Origin of the sequence: Oceanobacillus sp. FSL W7-1309 (assembly GCF_038002145.1) — a bacterium.
Taxonomy (GTDB): Bacteria; Bacillota; Bacilli; order Bacillales; family Amphibacillaceae; genus Oceanobacillus; species Oceanobacillus profundus.
Genome location: NZ_JBBOBX010000002.1, coordinates 1587095 through 1603905, shown reverse-complemented (window position 1 = coordinate 1603905; position 16811 = coordinate 1587095). Strand labels below are relative to the sequence as shown.

Genomic DNA, 16811 nt, shown 5'->3' with positions numbered 1-16811 from the left:
TTTGGTATGTTATAAAATATGTAAAGATATCTTTACTTACTAGAAGGTGAAATAATGCCGGTTAAAAACAACATACGGAAAATTAGGTTAGAAAGGGGGATAAAGCAAATTCAAATGGCTGAGGATTTGCAGGTAACCAGACAAACGTTCACAGCGATTGAAAAAAATAAATATAATCCCAGTCTTGAACTTGCACTTAAGATTGTAGAGTACTTTAATGTTCCGATCGAAGAAGTATTTACATTAGTGGAGGAGGAAGGCGAATGAAAAGAAGAAAAATGCACAAATGGAATTTTACGTTTGCAGGAATTGGAGGAGTCATTGGAATGACGATTGGGCAGTTGCTTGTAGGAAATCTGAACTTCGGTGGCATACTTGGATCCTTAACTGCATTATTACTTGTGGTTGGAATTGATGTAGCTCGAATGCGTTTTAAAAAAGACAAAACACCGGATTTTGATGAACGAACAGTGAAAAACATGCTTAAATTTTATGCTTATGCGGCAAATATCTTTATTGCGCTTCTTTTTATTGGGTTGGGAATTATTAGTTTCATGAATATAGAAAGTGTGGCAGTTTTCTATTTAATGATCCCATTTGCGGTATATTTTCTTTTAAGTGGTGTTGGAGCGCTTATTGTCAGTCGTAAGTAGGTAGTGAGCCAGGGAGAGAATTCGATGAAAAGCATCAGCCAGTCATGCAGCTGGCATAACATATCCAAAATTTGTACACAAGGCTGATGGGCTACGTATGAAGGAACGCTTTTTAAGAGTCATACTTAACGACTGGAATGGTGTGTTATTTGTGAGCATGGCGTCTTAAGCACCGGAGATAGTGTCTTGTTTGCATGTATGGAGTATATGGATGATGCTTACATTTCATTGCCAACGCTAGAATACAGACAAGGAGTGATCAGATGGAAGAACAATGGAAAAAGAAGATTCCTTTTTTGCGATATTCGAAAGAAGTCGTTTCGTTGGACAAAGGATTTTCTTATGATAAGAAGTTTATTATTGATAATCAGTATCTGCTACGTGTTTTTTCGAATAAACAAATTCAACGCAGAAAAGAAGAATTTGTTACGGTAAACAAATTAGGTGCCTATTCAGATGCAATCCCAAAAGGAATTGAATTTGATGTGATAGAAGGAACTGATATGGCTTATATGATACTCACGTATCTCCCAGGAAAAGACGCTGAGATTGCTTTAAAGGAATTAACAAACGAAGAGCAATATCGAATTGGAATTTTAGCGGGAAAGGAATTAAAGAAACTTCATCGTCTTTCAGCCCCTACTGATTATCCAGCATGGAATACAATAAAAAAACAAAAGAGTGATAGGTACTTAATGGAGTTACAGCAGATTGATGTTGATAAACGGATAAAGGAAATGCTAGAAACCTATATTTGGGAAAATGAAATGCTGTTAAAAGGAAGGCCGAATACATTTCAGCATGATGATTTTCATCCTGCCAATATTCTAATTCATAACAGGACATTTTCTGGAATTATTGATTTCGGACGAATGGATTGGGGAGATCCGGTTCATGACTTACAGAAGCTCGGTTTTTTCTCCAAGCGTATAAGTATTCCGTTTACAAATGGGGTTATTGCCGGCTATCATAATGAGCAGCCTGTAGCGGAATCATTTTGGAAATTATATACATTATATAGTGCGATGCACGTTGCTTCATCGCTTGTCTGGGGACTAAAAAGAAGTCAAGCGCAATACGAAATAATGCTAAACTATTCGCTGGATGTAATAAGAGATCATGAGGATTTTACACGTGTCATCCCGAAATGGTATAAAGATGGAAGTTGAAAGCGACTGGAGCAAAACAATTCTTCAGGAAAGTTTTAAAAACTGTACATACGCCCAATAGTTACTTTAGGCATATGCATAGGATAATGGAGAGAGCAATAAAGAAATGAGGGGAAAATAGATGAGTGATGAACAAAATGAGACGCTTGTATCCGCGAATTATGACATGTCTCCCTATTTAGCTTATGTACCATATCCTTATTTTAGAAATGAACATGAATATCATGGTGATCAACGATTTTTTCCGTTCTTGCTGCCATTTCTAGGTGGTCTAGCCGGTGGTTTGCTCGCTGGTGCGGTATACCAGCCTGGACCGGCGTATTACCCCGTATATCAACCATTTCCAGTTTATCAACCGTATCCATATCCACCGTATGGCCCTTATTACTCGGGGTATAATTGGTGAAGTATCAGATGCCCGTATTTATTCAAATAATATGGGCATTTTCTCTTCTATTATATAGAACGTGCATTCTGTTTAGCGGTTTGGTAAAATGGGATTAATAATATAACGATTCAATAACGAAATCATTATGTGTTAAAAGGAGAGATCCGAAATGGCAGAAGAAATATCATTTATCCATGCAGCTGATTTGCATTTAGATAGTCCTTTTAAAGGATTGAGTAATCTACCGGAACAAATTTTTAATGAAGTACTTGAAAGTACATTTGCCGCTTTGGATCAACTAATTGAGGTAGCGATTAGCAAACAGGTGGATTTTGTTCTGATAGCTGGAGATTTATTTGATAATGAGAAGCAAAGCTTGAAAGCGCAAATTCGATTACGACGAGCTTTCGAGAAATTAGAATCGCAGTCAATTCATGTATATTTATCCTATGGAAATCATGATTACATAAAGGGCAATCGTTACCCAGTAACATACCCAGAAAATGTTTCTATTTTTCCAGGAGAGAAAGTGACCAATTTCACGTTTACCAAAGATGGAGCGGATGTAGCGCAAATCTATGGATTCAGCTATGAAAACCGTGCTGTATTTGAAAGGAAAGCGAAAGCATACAAAATTAGCGATGAAACAATTCCCTATCATATTGCAATGTTACATGGAAGTATTGTTAGCAACACAGAGCATGACGTATATGCCCCGTTTCAAATTTCTGATTTAGTAGAAGAAGATTTTAATTACTGGGCACTTGGTCATATCCATAAGCGAGAAATATTAAAAGACAATCCTCCTATTGTCTATCCTGGGAATATTCAAGGACGAAATAGAAAAGAAACAGGTGAAAAGGGATGCTACCATGTTATATTGAAGGACAAGCAGGCTGAGTTGTCCTTTATCCCATTACAGTCCATTGAATTTCAGTCGAAAAAAATAGATGTTTCTTCGTGTAAGCAGGTTCATGATTTAGAAAAGCAAATCTTAAGGGAGATCACTAGTACAAAAGGACCTCAATTAATTGAACTTACCCTAACAAGTGATGATCCAAGCTTGAAAGAGTGGGAGCGTCTAAAACATGTGGAAGATATTGTTGATCTTATCAATGAAACAACTGTTTCTGGAATGAATTGGAAATACATATTTCGTGTTTCAACAGATGTGAAGCAAGTTCTAATTGATGAAGCTATGGAGAACGGTAGTCATTTTATAGCAGAATTGTCTCATCACCTAAAGGAGACGGCTATACTTCCGTACATTGGAGAATTATATCAGCACAAACAGGCAAGGAGGTATTTGAAGCCATTGTCAAATGAAGAAGAACAAGAAATTAAAGAAGAAGCAAAGCAGCTCCTGATCCAGGAACTGCTGAAGGGGTGATTGATTTGAAAATCCTCGATGCCACAATTTATGGTTTTGGAAAATGGGTCGACTATAAAATTGATTTTTCAGATGCAACATGTATTTATGGAGAAAATGAATCTGGTAAATCAACGATTCAAAAATTTATTCTTTTTATGTTGTTTGGTCTCACACCGAAGCAGCGCACATTTTATCGACCGAAGACGAGCGGAAAAATGGGTGGTAAAATGACAGTCCTTCATTCAGAGATCGGTGAATTTCGCATTGAACGATTGGATGAAGTGAATAATGGTGCTGCTGCATGCTTTACGAAAGACGGAAAAACATATGACGAAGCATGGTTAAAGGAACAGCTAAATGGAATGACAGCAAAAACATACGAATCCATTTTTTCTTTCTCTGCACTAGACTTAACGGAAATTCGCAATATGAAAGATGAAGATTTAGGTGAAGTGCTACTTGGGATTGGGATGACAGGATCCAATAATATCTATGCTGTTGAAAAACAATTGGATGCGAAAATCGGTGAGCTGTTTAAACCAACTGGAAAAAAGCCACTAATGAACCAAAAAATTGAATCATTAAATCGGATTTCTGATTCCTTACAAAGCTTTCGGGAAGTGGAAGCTTCATATCGCGAAAAAAAAGAAACGGTTGCACAATTGGAGCAGGAGCTAACGCAATTGCAAATAGAGATGAAAGAAGAAAAAAAAGTAGCATTTACGATCGAAAAACAACTACATGCCCTACCGGTAATCCATGAATACCATAAGTTAAAAAAACAGCTTGAAGATTATCCAGAGACAATTAAATTTCCTGAAAACGGTGTAAGTCGTCTGGAAAAATGGAAGGAATCGCTATTGCCGCTCAAAAGTGAATGGAATATCGTCGCAGGTCATGAAAAGAAGTATAAGCAAAAGATAGCGACGATTGAGCAGGACTTACATGCAAAGGAAATCGGTCAAGAAGCAAAAGGGCTTCTTGACGAGAAGAAACGGATTCAATCGCAATGTGGTGAACTAAAAAAACTACAAACTGCGGTAAGCCATGATGAACTTCAACTAAATGAAGCGATGGATCGTTTACATCTAGGTATACAAGTAAAAGAACTTGCTAGTCTAGAGCTTCCCTTTTATTTAGAAAAGGCATGGACGCAATTAAAGAATGAAAACGAGCAGCTCAAACTTGAATCCGAACAGTTGGACAATGAACAGAAGCAGCTAGAGCAAGAGAAGCATTATATGAACAACCAAATCAAGCAGTTGAAGGAATCGATTTTATCAGATAGTCATGTACATGAGTTGCGTGATCGGTTAGATACTTTTAAATCAACACAATTAATGGATAAACTCAAAAGGGATGCAAAAAAAAGGGAAGAAGCGCAAAATAAAGAAAATCAACTAGCTTCAAATGTCCTTATAGGAAGTATTATTGTTGCAATCCTTTTAGGTATTGGCGCAATATTAACCGATTATAGCTGGCTCTATACGATTATGCTGCTGACACTTGTGTTGGGAATCGGGCAATGGTTGATGACGAAGCGAACAAATAAAGAGTTCGATCATGTACTTGAGGATTATCATGAGCAATCTGGTCAACAGGTTACGGAAGCAGAAAGAAGAGAAGCAGCGGAACTGCTAGAAATGCAGGAAAAGTATAAAAGTGAGCAGGCGGCCTTACAAGAGCAGTTGAAGCTTGCACACATCCAGTATATTAAATGGAATGAAAAACAAAACCTGTTAGCTGAACGGGAGCAGCGATTAGAGGAGCAAATTTGTCGTCATTATGAAAGCCATCCTTTCTTAAAGCAAATGGAAATGGCATACTGGCCTGAACTGTATCATCATTTAAAACATGTTTTGAAATTAATAAAGGATTGGCAAAAGCATATGGATGAGGTAGCTACGCTGGAAAAGCAATTGGCAATAGATCAGCAAAATCTTGAGCGATTTATAGAAAAGCTGGGGGTTACTAATTCAGGAGAGGATCTAGAAGAAAAGCTGCAAACGATAGAGCAAATTCATAATGTCCAACTAGAGAAACGTAAAGAGCTTAATTATTATAAGCAACTATTAGCAGATTTAAAGGAAAAACAACGTGAATTACAAGAAAGTATGCAAACATACGAAACGGAAATAGAGCGTTTGTTTAACCTGGCAGCAGTTGATACAGAGGAATTATTCTATGAAAAGGCGAGACAATCAGAGGAAAAGGCTACGCTTGAAAAGGAATTAGCAAAAACGACGACACAACTTAAAAACCTATTGTCAACGGAAGGCTTACAGCAATTTGGAAAAACGATGGTAACAGAAACAGAACTAGAATTGAATCGGCAACATACCGAAGAATCAATGCAATCACTGGAAAGCAAGCTAGAAAAGGTAAGAGAAAATTTAGCAGATACGAAAGCAGAGCTCGTTGCCATGGAATCAACGGAGTCTTATTCTACTAGTCTTCATCAGTTTGAAATGGAAACGGAGCATTTTAACCAGTTGGGTAAAGAATGGGCGGTTTTAAAAACTGCTAAAGAAATACTTACAGAGACAAAACGTAATTATCGAGCGAATTATTTATCGAAGGTCATTGAAGTAACAACTTTATATTTTAAAGAAATTACGGACGGGAAGTATGTTCAGGTCTATGCGCCAACAGATAGTAGTGTGTTTCAAGTAGAATCAATCGACAATATACGATACACTGTAAATGAATTATCTCAAGGAACAATTGATCAGCTGTACGTAGCATTACGTCTTGCAATAAGTGAAATAATGAGTGAAAAGCACGGATTACCATTTGTGATTGATGATGCTTTTGTGCATTTTGACTCTATTAGAATAAAGAAGATGATTGCTATTCTTCAGCAAGTTGCAGAAAAGCAACAAGTGATTCTGTTTACGTGCAGACAGGAAATCGCTTCTGCTGTAACGAAAATGAAGCAAATAGACATAACGGAAAAAGTCCAAAATATATAGTTTTCAGGAAATTGGAAAGGGCGGAGAATACATGAAAAGAGGAATAGGTTATAGCGCAGTAGGCGAGACGTTCGATGACTTTCTATTAATCAAGGAAGCTACTAAAGGAATGACGAGCAATGGGAAACCATTCCTAACCTTAATATTGCGTGATGAAACTGGGGAAATAGAAGCAAAGCTTTGGGATGCAACAAAGGATGATGAAACTCTTTTTATTGCAGAGCAAATTATTCGGGTGACAGGAGAGATCAACCAATTCCGAGGTAAGAACCAATTAAAAATCTTATCTGTAAGACCAGCGCAGGAAACGGACGGTGTGAAGATCTCTGATTTTGTAGAGAAAGCTCCTGTGGAAAGGGAATATTTGACGGAAAAGCTGACAGAGGCTATTTTTGAAATGAAGAATCCAGTCATTCAGCGGATAGTTAGAGCATTTATAAAAAAATACCAAGAAGGGTTGCTTACCTATCCAGCAGCATCTAAGAATCACCATGAATATGCATCTGGCTTAGCTCATCACATTGTAAGCATGTTACAAATAGCGAGAGAGCTATCCAAGCTTTATCCGCAGATTAATAAAGATCTTCTTTATGCAGGAATTATTTTACATGATCTTGGTAAGCTGAAAGAACTTTCTGGGGTGGTGACAACTACATATACTTTAGAAGGAAAATTACTTGGGCATATCCCAATGATGGTGGAAGAAATTGGCTTGATGGCTAGAGAATTGCAAATTGAAGGGGAAGAAGTGCTCATTTTGCAGCATCTGGTTTTAAGTCATCATGGGAAGGCAGAATGGGGAAGCCCGACACCACCATTAGTGCGTGAAGCGGAAATTCTTCATCTTATTGATTTAATTGATGCGAAGATGAATATGCTGAATCGTTCTTTAGATAAGGTGAAGCCTGGTGAATTTACAGATCGGTTGTTTGCAATGGATAATCGGGCATTTTATAAGCCATTATTTGAAGAAAATTAAGCAATAGTTATTTTCCTCATTTTTGTTCATATATATAAAATAGAAAGCTTGGACAAGATTGGGGGATTTATGGATGACAGATGCAATTCCATTATGGGTATTCGCGGTAATTATTTTGATTTTCCTCAGCGGTTATATGGCATTTCGAGCAATGCTTGCAGAAAGGAAATTAGATCAGCAGTTTATTGAACGTGAAGGACAAATCTATATGGATCGTATTCATGAAGATAAATTGCGACGAGAGTCAGAAAATGAGCAACAGCGCTCCAATTAAAATAGGCTGTCAGGTGGTTCGTTCACCTTGACAGCCTATGATATTTTTTCGTAATTGTCTCTTATCCTTTGGCTTCTTCTGATCCTTGACCTTCTGTTTCTGGTTTTTCAAGAAGGTCCTTGAATTCATCAATTTTAATATCGACTTTTGCATCCTCAATTAGCGAATCCATTTTTTCTTGAACTTTTGTAACATCCATTCGTTTTGTTAATAGTTCACGGCGCAGGTCTTCTTTTACATCTTCAAATTTACCGATGCTTTCTTCTTTATCACGAATATCATTTACTTTAATGATATGGAAGCCGAATTGTGATTGTACTGGATCACTGATTTCGTCTACTTCCATGTTGTAAGCTGCCTCTTCAAATTCAGGGACCATTTCACCAGTTGAAAAGTATCCAAGGTCTCCGCCATCCTCTGCAGAACCATCTGTTGAATATTCTTTTGCTAATTCAGCAAAATCTTCACCTTCATCCAGCTTTTGTTTTACTTCATTTGCAGTATCTTCATCTGCTACAAGAATATGCTGTGCTTCAATCTCAGTGTTTTGACGATTATATTCTTGCTCAAGATCTTCTTCTGTAATCTCTATATCTTCTGCAATTGCAGCTTCTTGCAATAAGCTTATGCGAATAATCTCGCGAAGTTCATCCTCACTGCCAAAGTTTTGCTCGATAATGGAATCATATTGATCACCATATGTATCTTTCATCGATTGAATCTCAGCATTCACGTCTTCCTCAGTTACTTCGTAATTATTCTCGAGCACCTTGATTGTAATCATTTCTTCAAGGATAGCTTCTCCATTGCGGCTTTTCAGTTTTTCATAAAAGTCTTCTTTTGTAATATCTCCTGCTTCTGATTCCACAACCACTTCAGAATCTGCTTCATTATTTGTACATGCTGCTAACGTTAGTGTACCAGCAGTAATAATAGCAGCAAAGGCTAATTTCTTCATCGTCTCTAAACACTCCTAATCTGTTTGTTGGTTCTAGTTTTCATTGGAAAACTTGGTATTCGCCAGGTCTTTTGGGCGGATGACTTCGTTGCACTTATGCAGATAAGAATGGTTTATACCTTATTATCTGCCAATGATAAATATAACATACTTCCTTTTAGAAAAAATAGTATTATGTAAAATACCTAAAAAATACCGTTAAACTGTCACATTCATGACACGTAAGTAGGAGCATACGAGCAATGCGACCATAATCATATTGATCACACGGAATATTTTAGCTTGCTTATGCTTGTCCATTTGCATTTTGATGCAGAAAGATTTTGTAAGGGTGTTGAAAATAAGCAATACAACAAAAGCAAAGCACATATAAAAAATGACCATGACTTGAACTCCTCTCATTCAATGTACACTTGTAATCTTACTCTACCAAAAGAAGTGCTGGATGAACAGAGGCAGGAGAAGAAAAATAGAGAAATGAATTATCATTTTTCCAGCTAGAATGATATAGTTACTGATATATATAAATCGCTGTGAATAAAGTGAAAGAAGCTTTTTTTGTTTTCCATGTTTCTGTATAATAGTAGAAAGACAAAAAAATATATCAGAACGATTATAACAAAAAGTAGTTTCATGTATACAAATTATATAGATAGCAAATGAAAGCAATTCAAAAAAACAGGTCGCTTGCTATTGATAGGAAACACAACTATATAGAGAAAACAGTGTTTAGAGAGATGCTATTTTAAGGGGGAAGCTGAGTTGGGGGAATTTGAAAATACAAATGACAGCTCATTATTTCATATACAATTACTTTCCAAAATAATAGATATGAATCAATACCCCGTCATCAAAATGATTATCGAACATAATCTTACCCGCAAGGAATACAACGAAATGATGGAGATGATTCAAAGCTTAAATGATGCGTATGAGCTTCAAAAAGAAGAGGGCTTGCTAGATTTCACATCATTGCTTATTCAATTTGCTGGTATGTTGAATGAGAAACTGGACCCAAATAAGACAATTGAAGCACTGAAATTAGATGGATGCTATCCAATGCTTATGTCGGAGTTCAGCAAGATATTGGAGGAATATGACAGGCAACATCGTAGAAGGTGAGTTGAATGATTCTGGAATAAAAAATGAGACAGCCCTAACCAAGCTGTCTCATTTTTAGTTCTAGTATTAATGATTTTTAACCTTATTTTCCAGGTCTCTCAGACTAGTTTCAATTTGTTCCAATGATTGATAAATACTTTCTTGATGGGGTTCAACCGTTTCTTTCCATTCCTCAACAGATTTTCTGATTTCGTCTGTTAAATCTTTAATGAGGACAGCACCCTCTTTGGACGTGTGTTTAATTTGTTGTTGTAGTCGTAAACCTTCTACTTTTAGTCGGTTGAGAAGAAGTTTTAATTCCAATCCCTGATCTTTTACACGAACACGTACATCTCTTCCTGATTCAGGTGTGCTTAATAATGTGACTGCTGCACTAACTGTTCCCCCGACAAGCAGTCCTAGAATAAATGATTTTCCTTTTGACATAGCTACGCACTCCTTTCTTGCTTCTATTATATCATTTCCACTTTTCATAGTGCTATCAAACATATTTATTAAGGAGGAATAAAAATATCCTGTTGCTATAGGATACTGCGCCCTTAGCCGATTTCGGCCTCTACCTCCACTTTCTTAATCACGCACACATATGAAAAGGCTTCACTAATTTGATTATAAAAAATAAGCGGAAATAAAGCTACTACTAAGCAGAAAAACATAAAAAACCTCTGACATTGTTTTATCAGAGGTTTGTATAGATTAAGCTACTGTTATTGGTTTAGACCGTTTCATAATTCCTTGTACGATCGGATAAATAACAATCATGATGATGGTGTTTAAAGCAGTGGCAGGTAATACAATTCCAACAAACAATGCTAAGAATCCGCCTTCCATTAATCCGACAATGAATAATGCAACAGAAAGGAAGATCGAACCGCTAATCATTGTACCAAAAGCAGCTAAAACAGGTGCACTTAATGTAATCTTAACTTTATTTTTCACGAGTAAAAATAAAGCGAAAAATACAAAGGCTGTGATTGGTTTATCAATAATGTTGGCAATTTGTCCTCCAGGTGCAGATGTTGTTAAAGCGGATATGATACCTGTTGCTATGGATAGAATAAGTACATATTTTGCTTTAGGAAATAGTAAAATTCCTAGAAACATCATGGACAACAGCATATCAGGCTTCACACCAAAAAGCATAGGTGGTACAACTGCATGCAAAACAGCACCGATACCTACCAATAGGGATAAAATAATCAATATTCTCGTATTCATTTTTAACTCTCCTCATCTATTCTATGCTCAAGCTTTTTTATTTCCAACTGTACACTCGTTGTCAGTTGCGAAATGTTAGCAATAGTATAGCAGAATTTATTGAAAATTAAAAGGACTAATTTTTTGTAAATGCTGGAATAGCGACGTCCAGCTCCAGCACGAAAGTTGTAGCAAGACTTCCATCACCTCATGACACGATAAAGAAGACTTACCGATAGGTACAGGGCGCAGTTCATACGTCGCTAACTGGACGTTTCCGCTTTTGTTTTAAATTGCGGCTTTAATTTCCTGGGCAATATTTTGCAGTTCTTCTGACGTATATTCGTCTGTATGTACAGTCCAGTTTGGTGTGTAGCCATCACCTTCGCCATATCTTGGAATTAGATGCAAGTGAAGATGGAATACAGACTGCTCTGCTGGCGCTTCATTATTGTTTAATACATTCATTCCTAATGGACTGTATGTTTTTTTAATCGCATTGGCAATGATTGGAACTCGAGCGAACAATTCTTTTGCAACCTCTGGTGGTGTTTCATAAATGTTTTTCGTATGTGTTTTCGGAACAATAAGTGTATGTCCTTTTGTTACCTGACTTAAATCCAGGAATGCATAAACATGCTCATCTTCATATACTTTGGCAGAAGGAAGTTCACCATTAATTATGTTGCAAAAAATACAATCGTCATGACTCATTTGTTATCTCTCCTTTTATAATTGTATATATTATGTTTATTGTAGTAAGTATTAGGGACAAATGTAAAGCTATTCCTCTTATTTTCTGAAAAAGGACAAGCGCAAAATAAATAAACAGGTCAGACCCGCATAATGCGGACCTGCCTGTTTTAAGAAGGAAGAGGATGTTTTAAACTAATGCTGGGGAACTGTAAACACCAGTAAATCATGCAAAGATGATTCGTCTATGGTTTACAAAAACCATTATACCAATTGTCCACTTCGTCTGAAGCGGAAGCTGGTAAAAGGGCTTTATATCATTAGTATGCCAACACTGACACCCCATCTCGCTTTTTTACGAAAAATCAGAGTAATTATCGAACACTAACACCTCATTTTGTGTTTTTTACACGAAATTACATTAGATATTCGATCGTCAACACCTCATTTGCGTATGACAAGATTTTGTTGTAGTGAGACATCCTCGTTTCTTCCTTTCTATTTTGTTCCGATATAAATATCTTATACATGGATTTTTTAAAAATTTTGATGGGAAGTATGTCTTGTACTGAAACAGTAATGTTCGCGTATTATCTAAGGGCGTTCTGCGCTTTTGGTCAGAAAATGTCGTAAGGTTTGCCTTTGGCAATGTCCAGCAATAATGATAAAATCAAAAGTAATGACAAGGAGGGATTTTGATGGAATCCTTATTACATATTGATAGCCTTCATGGAGGGTATACACATAAAAATGTATTGCACGGTATTTCATTTGATGTTAAACCAAAAGAAATTGTAGGTTTAATTGGTTTGAATGGTGCTGGTAAAAGTACGACGATTAAGCATATTATTGGACTCATGCAGCCCAAAAAAGGAACCGTTCGCGTGAATGGAAAGAGCTACAAGGAAAATTCAGAAACGTATCGAAATCAAATGGCATATATTCCGGAAATGCCGATATTATATGATGAATTAACGCTTTATGAGCATCTGCGCTTAACGGCGATGGCATATGGAATTGCTGAGGATACATTCGAGGCAAGACTTCAGCCGCTTTTAAAGGAATTTCGTTTAGAAAAAAAGCTAAACTGGTTCCCCGTTCATTTTTCAAAAGGGATGCGACAAAAGGTTATGATTATGTGCGCGTTCTTAATCGAACCACCGCTTTATATTGTTGATGAACCATTTGTAGGTTTAGACCCATTGGGGATTCAATCTTATCTACAACTGATGGACAGCATGAAAAATAAAGGAGCGGGTGTGTTGATGTCGACACATATTCTTGCTACTGCAGAGCGCTATTGCGATCGTTTTGTTATTTTGCATGATGGTGTTATTCGAGCGATTGGGACATTAGAAGAATTAAGAGAAAGCTTTAATATGCCTGATTCAACGTTGGATGATTTGTATGTGCAATTAACGAAAGAAGAAGATAGCCATGTTTGATTCGCATGCATTTTATAAAAAGCGTTTTTCATCTCACTTAAAAGAGACAGGCCGTTATTTGAAATATATTTTTAATGGTCATATGGCATTCGCTATCCTATTCTTTATTTCTGCATCTGCATATTATTACCAACAATGGTTGACGGAATTACCAGCGAATTTTCCGACGGCTTTGATAATTGGAATTACATTCGGGCTAATTGTGAGTTATAGCCCTGTAAGAACGTTATTAAAAGAGCCGGATCTTGTTTTTCTTATCGTAGCTGAGACAAAGATGGGGGCCTATTTCCGTAATGCGCTTATTTATAGTTTTGTCATTCAGCTTTATATGATTCTGCTTTTCGCTGCAGCATTTGGACCGCTTTATTTTGCTTCATATCCAGAAAGAGCGGGAAGTATGTATTTACTTACACTAGTTCTTCTTTTACTATTTAAAGTTGCAAATTTATTTGCAAATTGGTGGATGCTGAAAGTTAGGGAGCCAGGAATTCGGAATATTGATCTTCTCATCCGCACGGTTTTGAATGGGGTTATTTTTTATTTTATCGTAAATGGTGACATGCTATTTGCAGGAATTACTTCGATTTTATTTGTCATCGTTTTTCTCTATGATTATTATTACTCCAATAAACAATCAGGGTTGGCGTGGGATTTGCTTGTTGAAAAGGATCAAAATCGCATGCAGACGTTTTATAGAATAGCCAATATGTTTGCAGATGTTCCACATTTAAAAAACCGCGTAAAAAAGCGTCAGTGGTTGGTTCATTTAGTTAACAGAGGTGTCCCAATTGAAAAGAAACATACGTATGACTACTTATTTCGAATTTCCTTTATTCGCAGTGGAGATTACTTAGGGATGTATGTGCGTCTCATCGTAATTGGAGGATTATTCATTTATTTCATTCCGAATGTATGGATGAAGATATTATTTGGAATTTTATTTCTCTATTTGAGCACATTCCAGATGATGCCCCTTTATCAACATCACCGAACGAATATGTGGCTGGATCTTTATCCTGTTGAATTAAATTATAGGAGAAGTGCTGTTCTCAAGATTGTTTATCAACTAAGTACAATTCAAACGCTCTTGTTCGCCTTGTTGTTTGTTCTGTTACAGGAATATTTGGGATTTGTTATTGTTCTTGGTGGTGGGTTGCTCTTTACCGTTCTATTTGTGAATGGTTATATGAAACCGAGGTTAAAGTAATACAATGAAGCAGACCAAATCTATTTTGATTTGGTCTGCTTCATCTGGTTAGAATTCGGAATTCGCTTTTTGATATTCAAAATAAGCTCCAATTAAGGTTTTAGCAGCAATTGGTAAAGCTTTCTCCTCAATATCAAATTTGGGATGATGGTGTGGATATGGATTTCCTTCTTTGTTCGCACCTGTAAAAAAGTATGCTCCTGGCTTTTCCATCATATAATAGGAGAAGTCCTCTCCACCCATTACCGGTAAAATTTCCTCAGTAGTATGAATCGCATCAATTTGTTTGCTCGCCTCGAGAACAATTTCAGCTCCCTCAGAATGATTGATTAATGGCGGATAGCCTTTTATATAATTTAATGTGTAGGATGCGTCGTTTGATATACAAATACCTTTAAGGATTTTTTCCATCTCATCCATAATTAGTTTTTGAACATCTGTATTAAAGTATCGTACCGTACCAACTAATTCTGCTTGATCAGCAATAATATTAAATGCATTCCCCGCTTGGAAAATTCCTGTTGTTAGCACTGCTGTTTGTAATGGATCTACTCTTCTGCTAACGATTTGCTGAAACTGTGTAATAACTTCCGCTCCGAGAACGATCGCATCCTTTGTTTCATGTGGGTATGCACCATGTCCACCTTGGCCTTGAATCTTTATCTCAAACCGATCTGCACCAGCCATAAATTCCTTTTTTGAAGTCTGGAGTACGCCTAGGGGAACGGTTGCCCACAAATGTGTTCCAAATACTGCATCCACTTCATCGAGTGCGCCTGCTTCTATCATAGGTTTCGCTCCACCTGGTGCAAATTCTTCCGCATGTTGATGTAAAAAGACAATCGTTCCTGTAAGCTCGGCTTGATATTTTTTCATAGCTTTAGCTAGTGTAAGTAGTGTTGCGGTATGTCCGTCATGGCCACAGGCATGCATGACACCAGGAACCTTGGATTTGTATGGTACATCTTTTTCATCTTGAATTGGCAGTGCATCGAAATCGGCTCTTAATGCAACTGTTTTACCTGGTTTTGCTCCTTTTAATGTTGCGATTACACCATTTCCACCGACTCCTGTTTGATAGGGAATCCCGAGTTCTTCATAGAAATCTGCTATGTATTTTGCTGTTTTTGTTTCCTGAAAAGATAATTCGGGATGCTGATGCAAATATCTTCTGATCTCTATCATTTCTGGATAGAGCTCATCAATTGATTGATGTATACTTTCTAACATTGATAACGCCACCTCTTAAATTAATTCACTTTTACGTTTATTCTATCATAACATGAGTTTCTATTCAGAAAATAAATTTTATATATTTTAAGTTGGGAACCACTACGATAATTGGAGGTTTAATATGAAGGTTAAGATAGTGAATTATCAAGGCACAGTTATGGAGAAGGAAAGGTGAATAAGAAGTAATCCGTTCATTAGAAATTAAAAACAAACGTGATGATAGTGCATCAAAGGCTCATATACGATGCGCTATCATCATGTGATTTAAAACTCTTCGTAAACAGCTGGGTCCTGATTTTTATTTCTGCCATCAGGGCGAGTCAACTCTCCAATGAGGTTCATTTCAGTTTCGTCCAGTGAAAAGTCAAAAATCGATATGTTTTCTAATTGTCTTTGCGGTGACGCTGATTTAGGAATAGGAATGGCATTCAACTGATAATGCCAACGTAAAATAATCTGTGACACAGTCTTGTTATGGTATTCGGCAATTTTTTGTATCACTTCATGTTGTAAAGCATTATTTGTGCGACCAATAGGACTCCAGGATTGAGTCTGAACTTGGTTATCCTGATGCCATTTTCGCAGTTGTTCTTGGTTGAAAAAAGGATGTAATTCAATTTGGTTCATGCTCGGCTTTACACCAGTTTCTTTTTCTAATCGCTCCATATGCTCCGGTAAGAAATTACAAACACCGATAGAGCGAATAAGGCCCCATTTTTTTGCATCAATTAATGCTTGCCAGGCTTCCATATAAATATCTTGGATTGGGTTTGGCCAATGAATAAGGTATAAATCATAGTAATCTAGATTTGCACGATATAATGACTCTTGAATGGTTGTAACGGCTTTATCATACTCATGGTAACGTCCTGGTAATTTGGATGTAATTCTTAATTCTTCTCTTGGAACAGAACTGCGTCTTACAGCTTCCCCAACAGTTCCTTCGTTTTCATAATTATAAGCTGTGTCAATTAGCCGGTAGCCGATGTCGATCGCACTTGTAATCGCATTTACACCTGCATTCCCATTAAGTTTATATGTACCCAAACCAATAACTGGTACGGTCATACCATCATGAAGCGTAATCTCTGGAATCGATTTACTCATTATGAACCACTCCCTTTCGCTAATAGTTTAAGCGTATCACTA

The 16811-nt window shown here is 36.9% G+C and carries 18 protein-coding genes; 11 read left to right on the top strand and 7 right to left on the bottom strand.

Features of this window, described 5'->3' with window-relative positions:
- Positions 1-54 precede the first annotated feature (54 nt).
- From NST46_RS20570 to NST46_RS20535, 8 genes are all read left to right on the top strand, one after another.
- Positions 55-267, top strand: coding sequence for a helix-turn-helix transcriptional regulator (locus tag NST46_RS20570; protein WP_095309670.1), 213 nt, complete (start codon positions 55-57; stop codon positions 265-267).
- Positions 264-653, top strand: coding sequence for a hypothetical protein (locus NST46_RS20565; protein ID WP_118888708.1), 390 nt, complete (start codon positions 264-266; stop codon positions 651-653). The genes NST46_RS20570 and NST46_RS20565 overlap by 4 nt, the downstream gene beginning before the upstream one ends.
- A 263-nt stretch (positions 654-916) precedes the next feature.
- Entirely contained in the window at positions 917-1822 is a 906-nt protein-coding gene (locus NST46_RS20560; RefSeq protein ID WP_251660659.1) for an aminoglycoside phosphotransferase family protein, read from the top strand.
- Positions 1823-1943: 121 nt separating this feature from the next.
- Positions 1944-2228: a hypothetical protein gene (locus tag NST46_RS20555; RefSeq protein ID WP_432806671.1), complete on the top strand. Its 285-nt coding sequence runs from the start codon at positions 1944-1946 to the stop codon at positions 2226-2228.
- Between the two features lie 151 nt (positions 2229-2379).
- A complete protein-coding gene (locus NST46_RS20550) occupies positions 2380-3600 on the top strand; it encodes a metallophosphoesterase family protein (protein ID WP_251660661.1) in 1221 nt (406 codons plus the stop codon).
- A gap of 5 nt (positions 3601-3605) precedes the next feature.
- Positions 3606-6554: an ATP-binding protein gene (locus tag NST46_RS20545; RefSeq protein WP_251660663.1), complete on the top strand. Its 2949-nt coding sequence runs from the start codon at positions 3606-3608 to the stop codon at positions 6552-6554.
- A 31-nt stretch (positions 6555-6585) separates the two neighbouring features.
- Positions 6586-7533 carry a 3'-5' exoribonuclease YhaM gene (gene yhaM / locus NST46_RS20540; RefSeq protein WP_251660665.1) on the top strand — a complete coding sequence of 316 codons (948 nt, stop codon included), beginning with the start codon at positions 6586-6588 and terminating at the stop codon, positions 7531-7533.
- A gap of 73 nt (positions 7534-7606) precedes the next feature.
- Positions 7607-7807, top strand: coding sequence for a sporulation YhaL family protein (locus tag NST46_RS20535; RefSeq protein WP_341137687.1), 201 nt, complete (start codon positions 7607-7609; stop codon positions 7805-7807).
- A 61-nt stretch (positions 7808-7868) separates the two neighbouring features.
- On the opposite strand, the gene NST46_RS20530 is transcribed toward NST46_RS20535, so the two are convergent.
- Together NST46_RS20530 and NST46_RS20525 are read right to left on the bottom strand one after the other, a co-directional pair.
- Entirely contained in the window at positions 7869-8765 is an 897-nt protein-coding gene (locus tag NST46_RS20530; RefSeq protein ID WP_095309656.1) for a peptidylprolyl isomerase, read from the bottom strand.
- 198 nt (positions 8766-8963) lie between these two features.
- Positions 8964-9149, bottom strand: a complete 186-nt coding sequence (locus NST46_RS20525) for a hypothetical protein (RefSeq protein WP_095309655.1) — start codon at positions 9147-9149, stop codon at positions 8964-8966.
- A 378-nt stretch (positions 9150-9527) separates the two neighbouring features.
- Between NST46_RS20525 and NST46_RS20520 the strand changes: the two genes are divergently transcribed.
- Positions 9528-9887 (top strand): DUF1878 family protein, encoded by a 360-nt coding sequence (locus tag NST46_RS20520; RefSeq protein WP_240033724.1) that lies wholly within the window; start codon positions 9528-9530, stop codon positions 9885-9887.
- 66 nt (positions 9888-9953) lie between these two features.
- On the opposite strand, the gene NST46_RS20515 is transcribed toward NST46_RS20520, so the two are convergent.
- The 3 genes from NST46_RS20515 to NST46_RS20505 all read right to left on the bottom strand — a co-directional run bounded on the left by NST46_RS20515 (position 9954) and on the right by NST46_RS20505 (position 11798).
- Entirely contained in the window at positions 9954-10313 is a 360-nt protein-coding gene (locus tag NST46_RS20515) for a YtxH domain-containing protein (RefSeq protein ID WP_095309653.1), read from the bottom strand.
- Between the two features lie 270 nt (positions 10314-10583).
- Entirely contained in the window at positions 10584-11105 is a 522-nt protein-coding gene (locus NST46_RS20510) for a tryptophan transporter (RefSeq protein WP_095309651.1), read from the bottom strand.
- Positions 11106-11372: 267 nt separating this feature from the next.
- Entirely contained in the window at positions 11373-11798 is a 426-nt protein-coding gene (locus tag NST46_RS20505) for an HIT family protein (RefSeq protein WP_095309649.1), read from the bottom strand.
- 677 nt (positions 11799-12475) lie between these two features.
- On the opposite strand from NST46_RS20505, the gene NST46_RS20500 reads away from it, so the two are divergent.
- Entirely contained in the window at positions 12476-13222 is a 747-nt protein-coding gene (locus NST46_RS20500) for an ABC transporter ATP-binding protein (RefSeq protein WP_095309647.1), read from the top strand.
- On the top strand, positions 13215-14429 hold the full coding sequence (locus NST46_RS20495; protein WP_341137686.1) for an ABC transporter permease: 1215 nt from the start codon (positions 13215-13217) through the stop codon (positions 14427-14429). The genes NST46_RS20500 and NST46_RS20495 overlap by 8 nt, the downstream gene beginning before the upstream one ends.
- Before the next feature lie 48 nt (positions 14430-14477).
- Here NST46_RS20495 and NST46_RS20490 read toward each other — a convergent pair whose 3' ends face one another.
- Together NST46_RS20490 and NST46_RS20485 are read right to left on the bottom strand one after the other, a co-directional pair.
- Complete coding sequence (locus NST46_RS20490) at positions 14478-15659, bottom strand: M20 family metallopeptidase (RefSeq protein ID WP_118888712.1); 1182 nt, start codon at positions 15657-15659, stop codon at positions 14478-14480.
- Positions 15660-15926: 267 nt separating this feature from the next.
- The gene (locus NST46_RS20485) at positions 15927-16769 is read right to left on the bottom strand and encodes an aldo/keto reductase (protein ID WP_095309641.1); all 843 of its coding nucleotides are present in this window, start codon (positions 16767-16769) and stop codon (positions 15927-15929) included.
- Positions 16770-16811 lie beyond the last annotated feature (42 nt).